Source organism: Amycolatopsis sp. lyj-84, assembly GCF_046549075.1.
Taxonomy (GTDB): Bacteria; Actinomycetota; Actinomycetes; order Mycobacteriales; family Pseudonocardiaceae; genus Amycolatopsis.
Window position 1 is genome coordinate 104,127 of sequence record NZ_JAJPWO010000020.1, and the last position, 20,274, is coordinate 124,400.

General features: G+C 63.1%; 14 protein-coding genes. 10 read left to right on the top strand and 4 right to left on the bottom strand.

Going from position 1 to position 20,274, the window contains the following annotated elements:
* Window positions 1–168: 168 nt before the first annotated feature.
* From ACLJRM_RS40225 to ACLJRM_RS40255, 7 genes are all read left to right on the top strand, one after another.
* Window positions 169–1,971: an ATP-dependent nuclease gene (locus tag ACLJRM_RS40225; RefSeq protein WP_410666038.1), complete on the top strand. Its 1,803-nt coding sequence runs from the start codon at window positions 169–171 to the stop codon at window positions 1,969–1,971.
* 276 nt (window positions 1,972–2,247) lie between these two features.
* Window positions 2,248–2,460: a KTSC domain-containing protein gene (locus ACLJRM_RS40230; protein ID WP_410666039.1), complete on the top strand. Its 213-nt coding sequence runs from the start codon at window positions 2,248–2,250 to the stop codon at window positions 2,458–2,460.
* Window positions 2,461–3,293: 833 nt separating this feature from the next.
* A complete protein-coding gene (locus ACLJRM_RS40235; protein WP_410666040.1) occupies window positions 3,294–3,482 on the top strand; it encodes an HNH endonuclease in 189 nt (62 codons plus the stop codon).
* A 344-nt stretch (window positions 3,483–3,826) separates the two neighbouring features.
* Entirely contained in the window at window positions 3,827–4,207 is a 381-nt protein-coding gene (locus ACLJRM_RS40240) for a cell division protein SepF (RefSeq protein ID WP_410666070.1), read from the top strand.
* A gap of 85 nt (window positions 4,208–4,292) precedes the next feature.
* Complete coding sequence (locus ACLJRM_RS40245; protein ID WP_410666041.1) at window positions 4,293–5,189, top strand: DUF4231 domain-containing protein; 897 nt, start codon at window positions 4,293–4,295, stop codon at window positions 5,187–5,189.
* An 869-nt stretch (window positions 5,190–6,058) separates the two neighbouring features.
* Window positions 6,059–6,652: a GNAT family N-acetyltransferase gene (locus ACLJRM_RS40250; RefSeq protein WP_410666042.1), complete on the top strand. Its 594-nt coding sequence runs from the start codon at window positions 6,059–6,061 to the stop codon at window positions 6,650–6,652.
* Between the two features lie 162 nt (window positions 6,653–6,814).
* Window positions 6,815–8,896, top strand: a complete 2,082-nt coding sequence (locus ACLJRM_RS40255; RefSeq protein ID WP_410666043.1) for a hypothetical protein — start codon at window positions 6,815–6,817, stop codon at window positions 8,894–8,896.
* 707 nt (window positions 8,897–9,603) lie between these two features.
* Here ACLJRM_RS40255 and ACLJRM_RS40260 read toward each other — a convergent pair.
* The 4 genes from ACLJRM_RS40260 to ACLJRM_RS40275 form a co-directional block, all read right to left on the bottom strand.
* Entirely contained in the window at window positions 9,604–11,859 is a 2,256-nt protein-coding gene (locus tag ACLJRM_RS40260) for a restriction endonuclease (protein ID WP_410666044.1), read from the bottom strand.
* A 78-nt stretch (window positions 11,860–11,937) separates the two neighbouring features.
* Window positions 11,938–12,231, bottom strand: a complete 294-nt coding sequence (locus tag ACLJRM_RS40265; RefSeq protein WP_410666045.1) for a hypothetical protein — start codon at window positions 12,229–12,231, stop codon at window positions 11,938–11,940.
* A gap of 128 nt (window positions 12,232–12,359) precedes the next feature.
* Window positions 12,360–12,869, bottom strand: coding sequence for a DUF6933 domain-containing protein (locus tag ACLJRM_RS40270; protein WP_410666046.1), 510 nt, complete (start codon window positions 12,867–12,869; stop codon window positions 12,360–12,362).
* Window positions 12,870–13,738: 869 nt separating this feature from the next.
* Entirely contained in the window at window positions 13,739–14,395 is a 657-nt protein-coding gene (locus ACLJRM_RS40275) for a GntR family transcriptional regulator (protein WP_101610089.1), read from the bottom strand.
* Window positions 14,396–14,500: 105 nt separating this feature from the next.
* Here ACLJRM_RS40275 and ACLJRM_RS40280 point away from each other — a divergent pair, with 105 nt between their 5' ends.
* Genes ACLJRM_RS40280 through ACLJRM_RS40290 form a run of 3 tightly spaced genes read left to right on the top strand, consistent with a single transcriptional unit; the run spans window position 14,501 to window position 20,272 of the window.
* Window positions 14,501–17,857 carry a molybdopterin-dependent oxidoreductase gene (locus tag ACLJRM_RS40280; RefSeq protein ID WP_410666047.1) on the top strand — a complete coding sequence of 1,119 codons (3,357 nt, stop codon included), beginning with the start codon at window positions 14,501–14,503 and terminating at the stop codon, window positions 17,855–17,857.
* Window positions 17,858–17,873: 16 nt separating this feature from the next.
* Window positions 17,874–18,836: an ornithine cyclodeaminase family protein gene (locus tag ACLJRM_RS40285; protein ID WP_101610091.1), complete on the top strand. Its 963-nt coding sequence runs from the start codon at window positions 17,874–17,876 to the stop codon at window positions 18,834–18,836.
* Window positions 18,833–20,272, top strand: coding sequence for a short-chain fatty acid transporter (locus ACLJRM_RS40290; protein ID WP_101610092.1), 1,440 nt, complete (start codon window positions 18,833–18,835; stop codon window positions 20,270–20,272). Before ACLJRM_RS40285 ends, ACLJRM_RS40290 begins: the two co-directional genes overlap by 4 nt.
* Window positions 20,273–20,274: the final 2 nt, after the last annotated feature.

Genomic DNA, 20,274 nt, shown 5'->3' on the forward strand with positions numbered 1-20,274 from the left:
TCGATGTCAACGTCAACACCACGCGTGTCGTGACGTATCGCTGTCAGCTATCAGGCGTACCGTCTTTTCGCAGCAGCGTTTCCGCCACATGCCCCCTTGAGAAGCGGGGCAGCGGGGCGCGCTAGAGGCGATCGGAGCAACGGCTTAGTGCACCTCATCCACTTCTCGGTGAGCGGTTTCCGTTCGCTGACCGACATCCGGGACATCCCCGTGAGCACCCCGACGATCATCGCCGGACACAACGACGGCGGGAAGACCGCACTTCTCGACTCACTCGCTTTCCTGCTGGGAGAAGGCACGGTCGAAGATCAGGATCGGTCCTACCTCCCGGAAGATCGCTCCGCGCGGTGTCCGGAGACCGTCATCGAGGGAACGTTCTCGCTCGATGAATGGGAGCAAGAGACGCTTCACCTTCCCGCCGAAGCTCGGATCCGCCGGGTCGCCGACAGCGAGGGAAGCCGGCTCGAGTGCCTACTCCCGTTGCCCGCGGATGAGCGCCTGCGAGACCTGGATTCGATGCGCGCGCCCGAACTGCTGACGCTCGTCAAAGAGCTCGGACTCAAGGCCACGTCGACTCGCAAGGCCGACAGCCTGACGGTTCTTCGTGAACATGCACTGCGAAACACCGTGGGTGAGGACTGGCTCCCAGCCGGCAAGCAAGTGGCCGGGCGTCTGCCCCGGCTCGTCCTGTTCGACGGGAACGTCGACTCCCCTAATGAGACGGTGAAGTCGGTGCTCAACGCCCGGTTTCAGACACACTCGGAAGACCCGGGGCTGCAGGGAAAGCTGACCGAGGTGGTGGACGAGATCTCCGACCGTCTGCGCGCCGACGCGAAGACCCTCTGCGACCACATCGCACAGCGCTGCCCCGACCTCACCGACATCAAAGTGGAACCCGAAATTCAGCTTCACCACGGCCTGCGGCGCACCGAACTGCGCTTCTCACGCGGGACCGGTGGCCAGGTCGATCTGAATCGCTCCGGCCTCGGCAGCGGACGGCGCGTGTCACTGGCGGTATGGGAGTGGACGACCCTGCAACTCGAGGAGCAGAACGCCACCGAGGCCCTGCCTGAGGAGCATGGTGAAAGCGCGCCGTCCCCGGTGCAGACGATCATCGTCTACGACGAGCCCGACACCCATCTGGACTACGCGAACCAGCGGCGAGTGATGGACCTCATCCGCGATCAGTGCGCTATCGACAACGTCCATGTAATCGTCGCGACTCACTCGATGAACCTCATCGACGGGGTAGACATCGCCGATGTCGTCCACCTCAAACTGGTCGACGACGCCAGTGTGGTCGAGCAGCTCGGCACGGACACCCACGCAGAGGTGGACGGATTCCTCGGCAAAATTTCCGCCAGTGTCGGTCTCCGCAACTCCGTTCTTCTTCACGAGCGCTGCTTCGTCGCTGTCGAGGGCGACACAGAGATGGCCGCGTTCCCCCTGCTGTTCAAGCTCTCCGAGGGTATCACCCTCCAGACCGCCGGTATCGCGTTGTGGGGATGCGGCAGCCACATCGGCGCACTCCGCCTGGCGGAATACCTGGTGCGACACGACCGGCAGGTAAGGCTCGTGATCGACGCCGACAGCCAGCGACTGCCGATGTTCAAGGAAAGCAACCTTCAGCAGTTCTTCGGTCCGATCGTCACCGACTACGTCAGCTACCTGGGCGAACACGAAGGGGTGAACGAGTTCGAAGAGCTCTTCTCCGACGAACAGTGGGCCAAGACCGCGAACCGCACGTGGTCCAGGGAAGATTCGCCCTGGACCGCCGCCGAGTTCGAAACGCACCGGGGAACGAAGTTCAGTGAAGGAGTAAAGGAAATGGTGAAAGCCGGCAGCTTTACCGGACCAGGTGGCAAAACCGCCATGATGGTGGATCTGGCCCTGTCCCTCGACAGCCCAGACGACATCCCCGCTAGCCTGCGCATGCTCTTCAGCGAACTACGCGATGCGGCGGGCCGCTGACGACAGACCACCGCGGCCGGGATCTGTCGGACTCCGCCGGGCGAGCATGCGTGTCTTCCGCTGCTCATCGGTCGGCGGGGCCCACTGATGCCAGCCGACCGAGGGCTTCCACCGGCGATAATGTCCCCGCTCAGGAGCACCGCACCACCTACACCCGTTCGGAGTAGTCCCTGCCGGGCTACCCGCACCATCTTGCCTGGTCATCTGCCCTCCCGAGCGGTCACTACAGTTCTACCCCCCACCACCGACAATTTCGCCCCTTCGGAGAGTTCCCTGGTGAACAGACAGCCCGTTACCTCGACGAACATCGCCTCCATCGGTTACGACCCCCAAACACGCACTCTCGAAATCGAGTTTCGCAACTGCAGGGTGTACCAGTACAGCGACGTACCAGAAGCGACCGCGACCGCTCTGCTGAACGCGGCAAGCCACGGCCAGTACTTCAACCTGTACGTGAAGGACAGATACTCGGCGCGACGCATCGTGTGATCCGAAAACGGATAACATCACCAGTTCGCTACAACCCAGAACCACCGAAGCGCCCATCGCAACCAAGTGGGAATCGGCGCGTCACTCAACCAAGGATGGTCGACAAATTCCCTTCCAGCCAGGCAAGCGTTCGCTCACGAAAGCCTTGAATTTATTGCGACGTAGAGCCTTTTTTCCGGTGGGCGACAACCTCCAGGCGCCAATTCTTCGTTTTTCTCGGAAGTATTTATGAAGACATGCCCCTACTGCGAGGTCACCATGTCCAATGCTTGTCGGCGACAGTGCGGCAACGCCGAATGTAAACGTCGATTCAACATCGATCGGAACAAGAAGTTCCGCGACAACTATAAGATTGAAACCGGCGTCGGTTACTACAGTCAGGCCAGGGCACGCCGAGAATCGATCGTTTACACCAAGGTCTGCGCCTGGTGCGGCGGTACTTGGTCAACCAGAAGCCGCATCTCCCGGACCTGTTCAAGCCCGTGTCGCAGCGGCCTGAGCAAGCCCGGCGCCTTTTCGAAGATCCCAGCCAAGCATCCCATTAGGTCTTCCCCTGTACCTACGTGGCATCCCTCACGGTCACCTCTGTCAGTAACGATACCGAAGGACCATCCAGCGCGTCGAAAGTCCGACCTTCTGCGTTTGTGACTGGACGATGCCGCTGGTGCGGCACTTGGTTTACTGTTGATCAGCTCAGCCGCGGCGGCGACGCGGATCGCTACTGCTCACCCCCGTGCGCTCGGCGGGCAGGTAGGCAAAGGCGGAACGCCCGCCAGCGCGGCACTTACGCGGGACATGTCTTCCCGTGGATCGTGCACCGAAAATGCAACTGGGTGTGTCAATTGTGCGGCAAGAAAGTTCGCACGGATGTCGTGGTTCCGCACCCACTGGCTGCCACCATCGATCATGTCATCCCGCTCGCTCGCGGCGGCCGGCATGAGATGTCTAATGTTCAGACGGCCCACTTTCTCTGCAACTCGCTCAAGGGAGATCGGCCATCATCTCCTCGTCCTAGTGCCTGACTGGGCACATCACGCCTCATTGATCAGGCGCACTGCATCCGTGCCCCGTTAGAGCAGTCGCCCCGGAACGCAAGACCTGCAAGTCGACCCACACAGGGGAATCCAACCGATACCACTACATAGTCCGCGCCATCTCGGCAACCTTGTTTATTTGAATTCACCCGAATGGCCTAGGCGGTATGGACATCAACAAAAATGGACTACTTGAACCCAGGTCACGGGATAGCTTATAGAATGCTTCTGTGATGGGAGCGCGAATCATACTGGAGTACATCCAGATCCTGATCTGGCCAACGCTGACAGTCGTCGTTTTGATGATTGGCATGCAGCTCATCAGGGAAAACATGCGAAAGCGAGATGAGCGGCCAGCCCTTCGGGCCGGCATCGCCTGGGCAGAGCACGCCGGCACCACACCTCTCGCGGCAGCGCTAGAGGATTCGGAGTGGCTGGCCAGGCTCGGCGGGAACCTACCTCCTAACCCCGCAGTCCAGCTGCAGCAGGCGGTTCGCCTTAGCCCGTCCGCTTATCGTGAGTCGACGCGAGAAGTCGTAGAGAACCTGCGGGCCGGACGCGTCGTCATTCTCGATCTGGCCACGTCCGAACACGAGACAGCAGCGCGTCTCATCGACTTCTGTAGCGCGTTCACACTTGCCACACGTGGCCTTATGCAGCAGCTGACAAGCACTGTTCTCGTCCTGACACCGCCTTCCAGCTCAGCGAGCTGACCCGTAGCGAAGGGACCGCACATCGATGGCAGGCACACGTGCACCCGGCGGGCGACGGCCGCCAGCAGGCCGCGAACCCGCTTCAATGACCGCAGCCACCCAGACACAGGCGGAAAAAGCCGCAGCGCTTGCTGCAAACGCAAAATTACTAGGCCTCAACGCCGAAATCCGCGAGTACGAGCACTGGGCGGTTGTCGCCAAGCGTCGACGAAGGCTTTCGATCGCGTCCTACGCACTCGGACCAGCGCTCTTTCTTGTACTTTATGCCCTACTCTGGCTACCCTGGCTTGACCGCTACGCACTGATTGCAGTGGGCGTCCCAGGTTTTATCATTGCGATCACGTTCGGCATAGCCGCCTATCACTTGACACGCCATCCCGGGGGCGGACCCAAAAATGTCCCGTCCGAAAGAACCGATCGACTAGGTAAGACAGTCGTACGGCGAAGGTCCGAGGGGGAGATCGAACTCTTAATTGCAACCAAGCGCGACGCCCGAAAGCTCCAGGTTGCAGATGGAACGTTCGACCAGAACACGCGACGGCTCATCTACAAGGACGAGGCCTATACCGAGATCGAGCGACTCCGTGGCGATAGCAAGAGGTATCGTCATGTGAACAACATCCTCCAAGGCATTCTCATCATCGGTTCGATCTCCGCCACGGCTGCTTCTGGCGTCTCATCTTCAGGCGGACCGGTACGCTGGATTGTTCTTGGCGTGACGCTAGCTGTCGGTATCTCAAGCGGCTTCATGGGCTACTACAAGTACAAGGAGCGGAGCTTCTACTTGCAGCAAACAGCTGACGCGATCGAACATGAATGGGAGGCTTTTGAAGTCGGCGTTGGACGCTACAAGTACTGCGACACAGAGGAAATCGCACTCAAAGAGTTCGTAGAAGAAGTACACCGACTCAAATCAGAGCAGCGGAAGCGGCAGCAAAACCTCGAACAGCCTCCGGAAACCCGAAACACCGGCGAGCTGTAGCCAGCATCACCCACAACTGCCACGCCAAATAGTGCACCTGCTACCAGCTACGGCTCGTACAACAGACCTGCGTCTTCTCAACTGCCAAGTTACGGATGGTCGGCGGGCGTGCCTAGCGACTACCCACCCTGCTCGTCACCGCATCCTATCCAGCGACGCTTCGTACAGTTTGAAAGTCACCCGCAAGCCGCTAGCTTGACCAAAACTCACACGAATCCCGACTGCCCGAGCCGAAATTTGTCGACTTACCACTCGCCATTTTAGGTGCCCGAACACAACGAACTCACCTTCGCCACCAGGAAAGATACTTGCCGAGAACGAGTGTCTATGCGAAGATTCGTTCGCTCGTAGGTTGAGGCTAGGGGTTGGAGTGTTCGGTTCGATTCCGACATGGCTCTGCTTCCTCCTCGCCTTCGTCGTTCTCGTGGTTGTTAGATCCGCAAGCCTGGCCCTAGGCAGCACCCAGCCAGATGGTCTTACGAAGCGAAGCGAAGGAGGCTCTATGATTAATAGAATCCGCAAGTTTGTGTCCGTTATGTTTGAGACGGCGTGGGCGGTCGGGGGAAGCATCCTGGCTGGATTGCCACTCCTAACCTGAACCGACGAGCCATCGACTGGACCGGCAAGACATTCATTGTTCGGCCAACGATTCATAACGCGCTAGCTCCGATCACGACAGATCCCGACCGCCGATCCGAACTGGTCAGCGAACCAAGCGGCCAGCTTACGGCTCTCTAAACACAGCTCGCACGTTGCCGCATCCACGTCACGCCCGGCAGACAGCCGTGAAATCACCACGATCATGACACGATCAAGTAACGGCTCACGCACCCAGTAACAAGAACGAACTTCGAGGCGACAAGACGTCCATGATCAAGCACGCCGACTCAGACGCAGAACGCGCGGACGTTCTAGCCCTGTTCCACCGCGTGTTCGACGACATCGCACCCGCAGCAGTCCCGATGACTGACGCCGATGCTATGTACGCCCCGCTCGTGGTGCAATACCGTTCATCGGATTCCGGTCGCCTCCTGGGCGCGGCCTTGAGTTGCAGGACTCAACTGGCGGCCGGCACAAGCATGCTCCGCCCCATGCCGTCTTCGAAGGTTCTATTACCCGATGACCGCGACTACCGCACCGTGCTGGATAAGCATAGCGAGCTCGACCTAATGGCCGACGAACCCGAGATGCGCGGTCAAGGCATCGGAGGTGCCATGCTGAACCACATGGAGACAGTTCTTCGCGAACGTGGGGCCCGCGTATGGTTTGGCAATGTGACAACCGACCTCGACACTGTAGCGCTTCGACAATTCTACACATCGCATGGATTCAACGTGCTCGAAGACGGCCACCCTTTGCCCAACCTACCGGGGAAGAACTGGCTTCCGTTCGGCATGGACCCTGGCGTTGCCTTCTACTTTTACAAGGCAATCAAGAGAACTCAGATTTCTGTGTCAAGCTGAAATGACTCAACTTGAAGTAAACCGACTTTTACTGAGACCGAAGTGATGATTGGCGAACACTACCCTGCAGCAGTCGACCACCTCGAGAGCGCGAAGGCTGCACGCAGATCCATGATTGACACATGGGCACGGCTCCTCGCCGATCACCTCTTCGATCTGTCCGTGACGACCGATGAAGACGGCAGCGGCAAGGTCAGCGTCACGGCAAAGTGGCCGGATGACGCACAAGCCGGCCTGACCAAGAAGTTCCAATCCTGTGTCGACGAACTTTGGGCCGCACTCGACTCGCTCGTATCTCAAGCGTTATCGATGTACTCAGCTGTCCGGCGTGTCCGCAGGCCAGAGAACCCCCGCTTCTTCCCCATGGCAGACTCTGCAGAGGGCCTCAGTTCCTTACTGCAGGAGAACTGCCTGGACGGTATACCGAATGAGTTGGCGAACTTTGTGATCCGATGCCAGCCGTTCTGGGATGACGAAGACTCCTCGGTCGTTCTCGCGCTGCGCACCGGGCTCAAGGGCCTCATGCTTTGGACAGAGCTCCTGCACGACGGCAGACAGATCGGAGCCTGGGCGACCCCGAGTGAGCCGGAGTTATTCCTGGAAAAACCTCTGACTGTCGCACGAATCGAGACGGGCACACCCGGCGAGGTGGCCCCTGACAAGGTACTCGCGCGTTTCACGCTGTCCGGCTATACCAAGGGTGCACCGTTCTCGGTCAACCCCAACAGTGTCATCGACATCTCGTTCCCTAGCACTCCGCCGGGCACCGACGGTAGTCCGAATTCGTTGGATGCGACCCTCAACGAGGTCATCAGGACAGTGACGGCGGTCATCACCGTATTCGAGCAGGTAACGGACGATATCCCCGTCGCTCAAGCCATCTTCCCAGCTGCAGACAATCTTTCTGCCTGGATCGAGGCCGGCCGATCAGCCCGTGCGTGGACCGAGCAGGAACTCAGTGACCTCGCCCAGTCGGACTCCGGGATCGGCATCGTCACCGACGACCGAATGTCAACATTCCTCGTGAGAACAGATCAAGGCATATTCGAGCGGACAATCCCTGACGCCACCGAACTCAGCCCATACGCAGCTCGCGGCTACGCTGCCGAACGCGCCGCTCGAAATGCGGCCGCCACCTGGGGCTTGCCCGACTTCATCCTGTCTCCCACGACCAAGCGCAAGGGCCGAGGCGTGCGTGAGATCAGCGACGGCCTGATCGTGGTCGGCGATCGTGGGCTCGTAACGCAGGTCAAGAGCCGCGACGCCGAACCTGGCACATCCGCCAAGGAACGGACCTGGCTCGACAAGAAGATCGCCGCGGCTGCACGGCAGGTCGGCGGCACTGTCCGTGAACTAGCCACGGCTACCGTAACAATGACCAACGGCCGCGGGCGCCCCATCGACCTCGACGGCTCACTTGTCACCTGGACCGGCGTCGTCATCATCGACCACCCCACGCCACCAGCCGATTATCAGATCAGCTTTCCCTCTCAGCGGATTCCCATAGTCGTCCTGATCCGGCGCGACTGGGAGTTCCTGTTCCAACACCTGCGCTCCACCCGCGCCGTCCTCGAGTACCTCGCGCGAGTCGAGACTTCCACGACACATCTCGGCGGCGAACCCGCCCGGTACTATGAACTCGCCGCAGACGACGCCGCCGCAACGCCAGGCCCACCCGCGCCACACCTGGGCCCAATCGGCTCCCATGTGTCCGCATCACTCCTGCCCACCGCCCCCGCGGGCAGTGATGACGACGAGGCTCACGGCCTCGTCCGCATCATCTGCGAAGACATCGCCCACAGTCCCCTACACGACAAACCGGAGCACAACCGGATCACCATCCTCGCGTCCATCGACAGCCTTCCCGTCGGCCACCGAACAGACCTCGGCCGCTACCTCCTCGACAGCCTTGCGGCGATAGCTAACGTCAACGAAGGCACCATCGCATGGCGCTCACGAATCTTCCGCTCAACCGACGGCCCGCAACTTGGCTTCGCCGTGTGCTCAAAGTACGACGAAGCCACATCAAGCAACTTCAAGTATTGGATGCTGCTCCGCCATCACGAACTCTGGGAACGGTTAGGCACACCTACACACTTCTTGTCGGTCGGAGTGCTGCTCACCCCTCGCCACGACGGCCTACGCGACTGGGACACATCACTCCTGTCCGTGATTGGCGATCCATGCCTTACAGGCAATGAACTCGAACACGCGCGCCGGATGTTCAACAACTCCACGCAGTGACCGCTGGCCCACAATCTGGATACTGGCCGTGACCGGAACTGCCACCTCCGCCGGGTTGGCGTCGCGGTCATCCGCGGCCCTGCGACTCACCGGATGCGCGCGCCTTCTGCGCTGTTCCGCCGACCTGTGTACGCACAAGCGACACCGACTGATCCTGATAGCGGTTCGAACCGCAGCCCTTAGCACTAGTGACACGTCGCCCGTGTTTCATTCCTCGGTAGCGAGCCCGTCGAGGGCCACCTTCAAAGAGCCTCACAACGCGTCATGGACGCTCGAACCATGGCGCCAAGCCGCTACCCACCCCTGCCTGCCCAGCGACGTTGCGTACAGTTGCAAAATAGCCTGCAAGTCGCCTGACTTGACCGGGAGCGAGCGCAAATACCTTGCCGAACCCGAGGAAAACGTCAGCCCTACCTCGGTCCCGACCTTTGGCTCACAGCGGACACACCCAGATCGCGCCGGCCCCCACAGTCATCACCCCGCCACCCGGCAACGCGGCTCTCCAAATGGCTGGAGCAAGCGGCAGAACTCGACATCCGCGAGCCCGAGACGCGCCCGAGAGGGCCGAAACAGTCCGACACCAGGCGACACACTTCGACACAGTGGCTGCCCCGCGACCAGACGAAAAGGTCTCGTTCGGCATCACTCGACACCCCATGACTAGTCGTCGGCCAACGTCGGGAGGTCGAAGAACGATGTCGACGCGCTCAATCTTCCCGAAACGTCGAGAACATCGAGTCAGTCCGTCCAGGTTGATCCACAAGAGCCGAAGTCAAAGTCAATTGCCCGGGCGGGACGCGGAAGGGTTCCGGGTCCCGGTCAACGTACTTCCGGGCGCGGTCGTACTCCTCCACCAGACCATGGTTCTCCGTCTCCAGATAGTCCAAGATCTCGTACAGTGACTCCTCTGCGACGTCAGCATAGTGGTCCGGATCAGACCACTTCTCCAGTTCTTCGATCGCCAGTTCGCGCTTCCGATCTTCGACCTCGCCCTCCGCCATCTCCATCAGCTCGGGACTCAACGGCAGCAGGTCGTCCAAAATCGCCAACAGCCACTGGAGATCCTCCCACTCATAGATTTCGGCCATCGCCGTCGAGTAGGTCCATTCCGCGAGCCTCCTCGCATGGCTACGCCATTCCGGCACGGATGACACCGCGACGTCGATCGTCAGCTCGTAGAGCGTGCTGGCGCTGGTATGCGAGTCGTGCCCAAGCGCCGCGAGGAACACATCACCGATCGACGCAAGCTCGACCGACGCACCGGTTTTACCGAGCGCGATTATGAACGCCACTTCGGCCGCCGCGTGGTCGTTGCGGTCCTCGCCGAGGAGTTCTCCTGGTTCCGGGATCTGGGCGATCGCATCCTGAAACCGACGGACCCGGTCGACGACCGCGGTGCGTAGAGCAGGCCGGTTCACTTGGGTGGCCGCCGTCCAAACGGTGAGGAGTTGGTCGAGGTACACCGCCGAATCGCACAGTGTCCCGATGAGCTCCGGGTGCCTGGTCAAATGACCGTGGAGGAAGTCGACGATCGAAGGGTTGCTGAACTCGACCCGGCCGCCCCGGTCTCCGCCGAACTTCGCGATGACAGGTTCAAGACGGCGCAGTGACCGACGGAACCGGCGGTCGGTGTCGGAAGTCGCACCCAGTCCGACGTGCGCTCGCCAGGCGTCGCGTAGTCGGTCATGGTCTGCGGAGCGGTTGGCCGTGTAGAGCGTGAGCACTAGGGCCAGCGCATCCGCGTCGAGTACCTCTTCAACCAGTCTTTCCCACAGGTGGGCCGGGTTTTCGAAGTTCAAGAGAATGGCAGCCGCGACGTTCCCCGATTCGCCTGGCGAGAGCTCGACGACCTCAGCGATCGCGTGTTCCAAGAGCCGCGGGCTGTAGTTACGGTGGCGAACGATCGGCCAGTAGGCGGCCGGCGCCGCCAACTGAGCACGCTCCCCCGGCTTCAGGCCGGAGAAATAGACGTGGTTGTAGAAGATCTCCGCCCGGATGTCGGCCGTCAAGGCCGCCGCGTCAATAGTGCATTCATAAGGGTCGAGGCCGCGGGCGTCCAAGCGCTCGTGGTGTTCTCGCACTTGCTGGACAAGATAGTTTCGGCAGGTGAGGACCAGGCGCTTGGTCGTCGAGCTCTTCACCATGCGCAGCAACCGCGGCAGCTCTTGGTTCGCCAGCCGGGCTGCGCCTTCGTCCAGCGTCGTCTGGCCGACGAAGTCGTCGACGAAGAAGATCTGCCTTTCCTCGTCATCCCACATGCGATGGACGTCGTCCAGCCGGTTCGTGGCTTCAATGATCGTGAAACCTTCAGCCTGGTAGTCCGCGAGGAGGACGTGAGCCAAAGTGGTCTTGCCAGCGCCGGGAGGGCCCACGATCAGACAGCTGTGCTGTCCATCGAGCAACCGGCGGGCATGGTCCCGGCCAGGATGGGGAGCAAAGCGCCGCAGGCTCTCATCGATGTCAAGCGCGAGCGCCCGGGACCGGAGGAGAATGTCCCGGTTCAGCAGCGAACCGAGAACGGCGGTGCTGGCGAGCCAGAGCCGAGTGTGGCGGCGCACGATCTCCGGATGCTTCCGAAGCAGACCGACGATCTCGTGCGCACCGTAGATGTCTCCAGGGGACTGCACGAAACCGGAGAAGATCTCGGCGATCTCGTCCTTCGCGCCGACGGTAAGTTCCACCGTCGTGGCGACGAGGTAACGACTCGGCGCGAGGCGTTCGACTTTGGGGCGCTCGACCTTCCGGAGGTGCCTGACTAGGGCATCTCGTCCCGACTTCATCCAGTGCTTGCACTGGATGACCGTCTTGCCCTCAGAGGCTGGGCCGATGTAGCGGAGGTCAATCCCGCCATCACGGCCAGGGGCGAAGACTTCGAGCGGGCGACCGAGGACGACCTCGAAAAGGTCCTTGCAGAGCTCCTCGAAATCGAAGTCCGTCAAGCGGCCGAGGTCGTAACCATCCACCCCTGGACCTTACATCTCCAGGAGCGATGGCAACCGTGCACTTAGGATCGCCCCTTGACTTCGTTTGCACCGATCTCGCTAAAGCGCGTCCACGCCGCGCTCCAGCGGTTCGCGCATCCACCAGTGTCGACGTTGTTGCGGATCGGCGCGCCGAAGTAGTCGGTTGCGGTAGATGAGGTGCGGTACGTCGACACTTGGCGGCACCACGACCGCGAGCGCGCGTTCCGGTTCCTCGCCGAGCAGGTAGAAGCCAAGCCCGAACACCGACAGGTGAATACTCCGGACAGCGACGTCGCGATAGCTGCGCTCGTAGGTCTCGTCCGCTTCGCCGACGTCTACCTTGGGAGTTTTTTGCCCTCTTCTGCTCCTCATCGACACCGTAAACGATCAGTCCACCGCCGAGGACCAAGAGACCGCCACGTCGACAACATCACCCTCGACGCGCTCACCGACGTCGCCACCTATCTCCTCTGAAGTAAGGCTTTTGAAGTCTGCCGCGATCATGCGCGCACATCAGGTGCGATCGCAGTCACAGCGACTGCCAACTCACGCTCGGGACTCACGTTTCTGCCGTACAGCGGTCCGCACGGAGTCCTGCTCAACCGGACGGCGAGCGCGACCAGGTCCACTGCGGGATCGGCGGCGCGGTCAATCTCGGCGAGACGCGCGAACTCGGTCATCACACCTACAACGCTCCGATTCGCGGTTACACCCCATTCGACGGTCCGCATGTGCTGCTGCTCCTGGTTGACGACCGCCTCAGGCACATCATGTGCGGCCAGCACAGTACTAACTTGATCAGCGATCCTGTCGGCCAACGTCGACGCGGGCGCAAGCGGCATCAGCACCGGCAGCAACGTCGCCTCGTTGACCAGCAGCACAACCCGTGGCCGCCAGAACAGAACAGTCGCATACCACCGACCCAATAACGTCGTGCCACGTTCTCGATCCGGCACAGTAGACGGGCCGACCAGACTCAGCAGCTTCTTCGTGGCGCATATAACCAGCACCGGCCCAATTCTGCCCCACCGGACGCTACAACTGCGTACAGGCGCTCGCAGATGTCGCGCAGACACCGCAGGATCGCGGCTCGACTGGTGCGCCCGAGCAGAGCATGAGACCCGTTACCGCGTCGGACAACTACCGCACACGGCTCTCACGAGGATGTACCTCGACGTGGTCGAACTACTACGCGACAGAATCCGACACGTGCGAGCCCGAGACGAGCCCGAGAAGTCCGAAACAGACCGACACCAGGCGGCACACCACGACACCGCAGGCACGCCACGACCAGACGAAATGGTCTTGTCCGGCATCACTCGGCGCCATCCGACACGCCCAGGTGCCGACTCTTAACCAGCGGGTTCGGGGTTCGAGTCCCTGATGGCGCACAGTAAGAAATCAAAGCCCGCCTGCAGGATTTCTCCACAAGAGAATCTTGTCGGTGGGCTTTGATCTTGAGTGGGGCCGAATGAGGCCGTACCCGCCACCCTCTTTGATTCTTGGACTTCTTGCCTCGGCTCCGGCCTCCTTTCCGTCGCCTGGTCTCTTTCTTGTCTGCCTGGCTTCGCAGTGAGGTCGCAGCTTTACGGGCCGCTTCCAAATACCAGCTCCGCCGTTGCTTCCGCAGCGCCGCCGAGTCCGGCTACACGGGTACGCCGCTCTCCACCTCATGTGCCCGACCGGCTGGCGCCGTCAGTTATCCGCACGACGACACGCAGCATCACATGACCACGTTGTCGACGACGATCGGCGCCGCACCTACGTCAGTCTGGGGTTCGAAACAGTTAGGGAGCACATGGCCTGAACTGCTCGTCCAAGACCTGACCATGATCCGCCGTGTTGACGTGCCGGCTTCGTTCGGCAGGCCACACGTGCGTCACCCGGCGGCCCAGTCGGCGCGGGTGTGCCGCAAGTGGGTGTGCATCAGGTTCTCCAAGGCGTCCCAGTCCCGCGCCGCGATCGCGGCAAGGATCTCCCGATGTTCACCGGCCGCTCCGGTGAGCCGGCCGCTTTCCGCCAGCTTCTCCAGGCCGTACAGCCGGGTCTGGTCGCGCAGGTTGGCGATACTCTCCAGCAGTCGGCGGTTGCCCGCGAGCGAGAGAAGCGCCAGGTGGAACCGCCTGTCCGCTTCAAGGAAGCCGGCGACATCGTTCTCGCGAGCGGCGCGCTCGATTTCTCCGGCCAGGTCGCCGAGGCGCTCAAGGTCCGCCGGACCCGTCTTCGCCGCCGCGGACAACGTGCCCGGCACCTCCAGGAGCTGACGCATCTCGTAGATCTCGTCGAGGTCTTGCTCCTCCATCGCGACGACCCGGTAGCCCCGGTTCCGCACAGGTTCCATCAGCCCCTGGTTCACCAGCGTCAACAACGCTTCCCGCACCGGACTGCTGGACACGCCCAGTCGCGTCGCCAGCGCGGCCGCGGAGTAGATGTCACCGGGCCGGATTTCACCGGACACCATCGCCTGCCGAACCACCTCCAGAACCTGGTCCCGCAGGCTCGTGTGCTGCAGGCGAACCGTTCCGTTCTCCGTCAAGACCCACCCCCTTCCTTCCACGGATCTTGACTTCCGCATCCTCTTGGCGCATCTTACTCGTTACCGGTGAACGGTAACCGGTAGCCGGTTACTAAGGAGTAACTTATGGCAAAGGCGTCTGACCTGCGGGGCTACTGCACGTTGTGCCGCTCGCGGTGCGGTGCGGTCTACACGGTCGACAACGGCTTGCTCGTCAGTGCCCGGCCGGATCCCGCCCACCCCACCGGGGCCGCCCTTTGCCCCAAAGGCAGGGCGGCTCCCGAACTCGTGCACTCCACCGAACGCTTGCGCAGTCCTCTGCGGCGGACCACCCCCAAATCCGATCCCGACCCGCGCTGGCGAGAGATCGGTTGGGAGGAAGCCATGACCGAGGTAGCCGAAAGGCTGGGCACGATCCGGGCACGCGATGGGGCCGAGGCGGTCGCCTTCTCGGTGACCTCCCCCAGCGGAACACCGATGTCGGATTCGATCGACTGGGTGGAACGGTTCATCCGGCGCTTCGGCAGCCCGAACACGCTGTACTCGACTGAGATCTGCAACTGGCACAAGGACTTCGCGCACGCCTTCACGTTCGGCAGCGGACTGCCGGTCCCGGACTACGCGAGTACCGATCTCGCTGTCCTGTGGGGCCACAACCCGGCGAAGTCCTGGTTGGCTCAATCCGCGGCGCTGGCTGAAGCACGCGCCCGAGGGGCGAAACTCGTCGTGATCGACCCTCGACGGTCCACGAGCGCGCTCCAGGCCGACCATTGGCTGCGGGTTCGGCCCGGGACCGACGGCGCCCTCGCTCTCGGAGTCGCCGGGCAGTTGCTCTCCACGCGAGGTCACGACGAGACGTTCGTGCGAACGTGGACCAACGGACCGCTGCTGGTCCGGGTCGACACCGGCGGATTCCTCCAGGCGAAGGACGTCGATTTCGAGCTGTCCGGCCATGTGGTTTGGGACGAACTGTCGGGACGACCCGAACCGTTCGACACCACGCGGGTGGCCACCGCACCGGAGCGTTTCGCTCTGACGGGACGTCGGCGAGTGGCCACCCGGACCGGGCCGGTGGACTGCGTGCCGGCGTTCGACCACTACGCCCGGGCGTGCGGTGCCTGGCCGTTGGACCGGACCGCTGCCGTGACCACGGTCGACCCGGCCGCTATCGAAGCCTTCGCCGCGGAACTCGCCACTGCCCGGTCGGTTTCTTACGCCGCGTGGTCCGGCATCGGCCAACACGCCAACGCCACGCAGACCGAGCGCGCGATCGCCACGCTCTACGCGCTCACCGGCAGCTTCGATGCCCCGGGCGGTAACGTGATCCTGCCCAAGCTTCCCGTCAACCCGGTGACCTCCCCCGATCAGCTCGGCGAGCCGCAACGAGCCAAGGCTCTGGGACTGGACCGTTTCCCGCTCGGCCCGCCGGCACAAGGCTGGATCAACGCACGCGACTTCTGTCGCGCGGCCCTCGAAGGTGAGCCCTACCCGGTACGCGCGCTGGTTTCGTTCGGCGGAAATCTTTTGCTGTCGCAACCTGATCCACGGCGGACCGCGGAAGCGTTGCGCAGCCTGGACTTCGGCGTTCACCTCGACCTTTTCGAGAACCCCACCTCGCGGTTCGCGGACCTTCTTCTCCCGGTGCAGACGCCTTGGGAACACGAGGCGATCAAGGTGGGCTTCGAGATCACTCGCGCGGCCCAGGAACGAGTCCAGCTGCGACCACGAATGACCGCCCCTGTCGGCGAATCGCGTTCGGATACAGAGGTCGTCTTCGACCTGGCGGTACGGCTCGGATTCGAGGACGACTTCTTCGGCGGCCACGTCGAGGACGGCTGGAACCACCAGCTCGGCCCGCTCGGCGTCACCGTCGAAGAACTCCGTCGCAGGCCCGGCGGAATCGACCTGTCACTGAGAACCCGCCACCGCAAATACGCCGAGAAATCAGAGGATGGGTCCGTGGCAGGGTTCGCCACGCCCACGCGTCGGGTCGAACTGTACTCCGAGCGGCTCGCCGAGTACGGGCAGTCACCCGTTCCGGACGCGCACCCGCCGGCACCCGATCCCCGGTATCCGCTCGTGCTCACCTGCGCCAAGAACGGCTACTTCTGCCACAGCCAGCACCACGGGATTTCTTCGCTACGGAAGCGTTTTCCCGAACCGACCGTCGAGCTGAGCACCGAGCTCGCCCACGACCGCGGGATCGTGGACGGGCAATGGATCAGCATCACGACCTCGCGAGCCACCATCCGGATGCGGGCGCGGGTCGACCCAGGGCTTCACCGCGACGTCGTCGTCGCCGAATACGGCTGGTGGCAACCCGCGCCCGACCTGGCATTGCCGGGCTCGAACCCACTCGACGACGGCGGCACCAACTACAACCTGCTGATCGGCGACGGGGCACGTGACCCGATCAGTGGCTCCGTGGGCTTGCGCTCGACTTTCTGCGACATCCAAGCGGACGAGGTCGCGCCCTGGACGGCCCAGCGTGAATTCGTGGTCGAGAACACCGCCTTCGAAACGGACGAGATCATGTCCGTCGAACTGCGGCCCGCCGACGACCACCCGCTGCCGGCGTTCCGCGCGGGGCAGCACGTAACGGTGGCCTGGCGCGATGATCCCGGCCTGACCCGTAGTTATTCCCTCATCGGGGCCGCGACGGAAGCACACACCACGTACGCGCTCGCGGTACGACGGGTCGACGGCGGCCGCTTCTCCCCTACTGTCCACGAGCGATTACGTCCCGGTGAAAGGGTGCTGGTAACACCACCATCCGGTGGTTTCGCCATCCCGCTCAGCCATCCGCGACCGATCGTGCTCCTGGCCGCCGGAATCGGCATCACCCCGTTCCTGAGCTACCTCGAAACCCTCGCCGAGCTGCCCACGACCGCGCCCGAGATCGTCCTGCACTACGGCAACCGGGACGGTGCGAGCCACGCGTTTCGTGAACGGCTAGCCGAGCTCACCGCGGTACTGCCCACAGTCCGCGTCATCGACCACTACAGCCGGCCGTCCCCCGGAGACCGATACGGCGCACGTGGCCGGATCTCGGCCGAAAGTGTCGATGCCGCACTGATCCGCGAGCGTGCGCGCTTCTACCTGTGCGGGCCCGAGACCATGCTCGAAGACGCGACCGCCGGCCTCGTAGCACGGGGAGTCCCGCGGTTCGACATCTTCAGCGAGAAGTTCCACGCGCGACCCGCGCCGATACGGATTCCCGATGACGCCACCGCGATCGTGACGTTCGCCCGTACCGGACGTGAGATCACCTGGGCCAAGTCCAGCGGCACGCTGCTGCAGTTGGCCGAGAAGAGCGGGATCCCGATGCCGAGCGGCTGTCGCGTCGGCCAGTGCGAGAGCTGTTCGGTCCCCGTGCTCGACGGGACGGTCTCGCATCTCGTCACGCCATCCGAGGATCTTCCCGACGACCACTGCCTCACCTGTCAATCCGTGCCGACATCGGACCTTGTGCTCGACGCGTGAACGAGAAAGGACCGCCGTGTACACCGTCTCCGCCGAGGAAACCGCCGCCGCATTGCCCTTCGGCGCGCTGATTCCCGCCCTTCGCGAAGGTCTTGCTCGCGGGGCCACCACGCCCCCGCGCCATCACCACCAGATCGACAAGACGGCGGGCTCCACGTTGCTGCTGATGCCTTCCTGGCGCTCAGGTGGCCTGCTCGGAGTCAAGCTGGTGAACGTCTTCCCCGAAAACAGCGCGAGGGGCCGCCCCGCGTTGTCCTCGGCCTACGTTCTCGCCAGTGCGAACACCGGGGAACACCTCGGGGTCATCGACGGGAACGAACTGACCCGTCGGCGCACGGTCGCCACCGCGGCACTCGCCTCCTCTTACCTCGCCCGCCCGGATAGCCGCGTCCACCTCGTGGTCGGCGCCGGCCATATCGGATCGCTCGCCGCCGAAGCCCACGCGACCGTACTCGGCATCCGCACCGTCCTCGTGCACGACCAGCGTCGCGAAGCCGCCGCCGCCCTGGTCACCAGGCTCCGGGAGTCCGATGTGGACGCTCATGTCGCCGACGACCTCGACACGGCGATCCCCAGGGCCGACGTGATCTCGTGCGCCACACTCGCCACCAGCCCGATCATCCGAGGCGAGCTGCTGACCCCCGGCACGCATCTCGACCTCGTCGGCAGCTTCCGCCAGGACATGCGCGAAGCCGACGACACCTGCCTGACCCGCGGAACGCTGTACATCGACAGCGAGATCGCACTCGACGAGTCCGGCGACCTCACCCAGCCCCTCCTCGACGGCATCATCACCCGCGACGCCGTCGCGGCCACCCTCCCGCAGCTCTGCCGACGGGAAGCACTCGGCCGCAGGGACGACCACCAGATCACCGTGTTCAAGGCAGTGGGAACGGCATTGGCCGACTTGGCGGCCGCGGCCCTCGTCCATCGCAGCCGTGTCCAGCCGGCCGGTCAACCCCCTGGGAGCTCCGCATGACCTCGTCCGATTCAGCATTCATCACCGAACCGCCCCGCGGCCGTCTGGCACGCATCGCCACCCGCAGTGCGGCCTGGTCCGAAAAATGGTTCCCCAACACACTCGTCTTCGCGCTGCTCACCGTCGCGGTCGTCGCAGTCGCCGCGATGGGGATCGGTTCGTCACCCGCCAAGGTCGCGACCGTGTTCGGGGACGGGTTCTGGGATCTGATCCCCTTCACCATGCAGATGGCCATGGTCGCCATCGGCGGTTATGTCGTCGCCACCTCCGGGCCGGTCCGCAAAGCCATCACCCGGCTGGCCCGCGTCCCCGGCAACCCGCGCGCGGCCATCGCCATGGTCGCCGCGGTCAGCCTGCTGTCGGCGCTCCTGAACTGGGGGTTCAGCCTCATCTTCAGCGCGCTTCTGGTGCGGCGGCTCGCGGAACGGCACGAGCTGCGCATGGACTATCGGGCCGCGTCCGCCGCCGCATATCTCGGCCTCGGCGGGAGCTGGGCGCTCGGTCTCAGTTCCTCCGCCGCGCAACTCCAGGCCAACCCCGCCAGTATCCCCAAATCGCTGCTCCCGGTCACCGGCGTCATCCCCTTCCGAGAGACCATCTTCACCTGGCAGTCCCTCCTGCTCGCCGCGGTCGTCGTGGTCGTGTGCGTGATCGTCGCGTTCCTGACGGCTCCTCGCGCGTCGGCCGCTCGCACCGCGGCGGATCTGGGCATCGACCCGCGTGATCCCGTCGAGGACGACACTCCGCGGTCACGCCCCGGCGAATGGCTCGAGTACAGCCCGCTGCTGACGATCGTCGTCGTCGCCCTGGTCGGCGGCTGGGCCGTTCAGGAGTTCGCCGACAACGACCCCATCGTCGCGATCTCCGGCCTCAACACCTACAACCTGCTGTTCCTCACGCTCGGCCTGCTGCTGCACTGGCGCCCGCGCCGATTCCTTTCGGCGGTCACCAAAGCGGTCCCTGCGACCGGCGGTGTCCTCATCCAGTTCCCGTTCTACGCCGGTATCGCCGCGATCATGACCAAGGCGACCGACAGTGCCGGTACGTCGATCTCCCATCACCTCGCCGCGCTCTTCACCTCCGCGGGCAACGACACCACGTTTCCGCTGTTGATCGGCGTCTATTCGGTGGTGCTCGGCTTCGTGATCCCCTCAGGCGGCGGTAAATGGATCATCGAGGCGCCGTATGTGATGCAGGCCGCGAACGACGCGCACGTGAACCTCGGCTGGACGGTCCAGGTCTACAACGCCAGCGAGGCTCTGCCCAATCTGATCAATCCCTTCTGGATGTTGCCCTTGCTCGGGGTTCTTTCCCTCAAGGCACGCGACATCGTCGGCTACACGTTCGTCTATCTCGTCGTGTTGTTCCCGATCGTGCTCGGGTTGCTGACGTTGCTGTCGGCAACCTTGCCCTACCACCCGCCCATCCTGCCCTGACA

What these genes read in the sequence shown, in the direction of transcription:
- ACLJRM_RS40245 (WP_410666041.1), top strand. Translation starts at nt 4,293, where the DNA reads ATGACCGCAGCCACCCAGACACAGGCGGAAAAAGCCGCAGCGCTTGCT.
- ACLJRM_RS40240 (WP_410666070.1), top strand. Translation starts at nt 3,827, where the DNA reads ATGCGAAAGCGAGATGAGCGGCCAGCCCTTCGGGCCGGCATCGCCTGG.
- ACLJRM_RS40280 (WP_410666047.1), top strand. Translation starts at nt 14,501, where the DNA reads ATGGCAAAGGCGTCTGACCTGCGGGGCTACTGCACGTTGTGCCGCTCG.
- ACLJRM_RS40290 (WP_101610092.1), top strand. Translation starts at nt 18,833, where the DNA reads ATGACCTCGTCCGATTCAGCATTCATCACCGAACCGCCCCGCGGCCGT.
- ACLJRM_RS40265 (WP_410666045.1), bottom strand. Translation starts at nt 12,231, where the DNA reads ATGAGGAGCAGAAGAGGGCAAAAAACTCCCAAGGTAGACGTCGGCGAA.
- ACLJRM_RS40250 (WP_410666042.1), top strand. Translation starts at nt 6,059, where the DNA reads ATGATCAAGCACGCCGACTCAGACGCAGAACGCGCGGACGTTCTAGCC.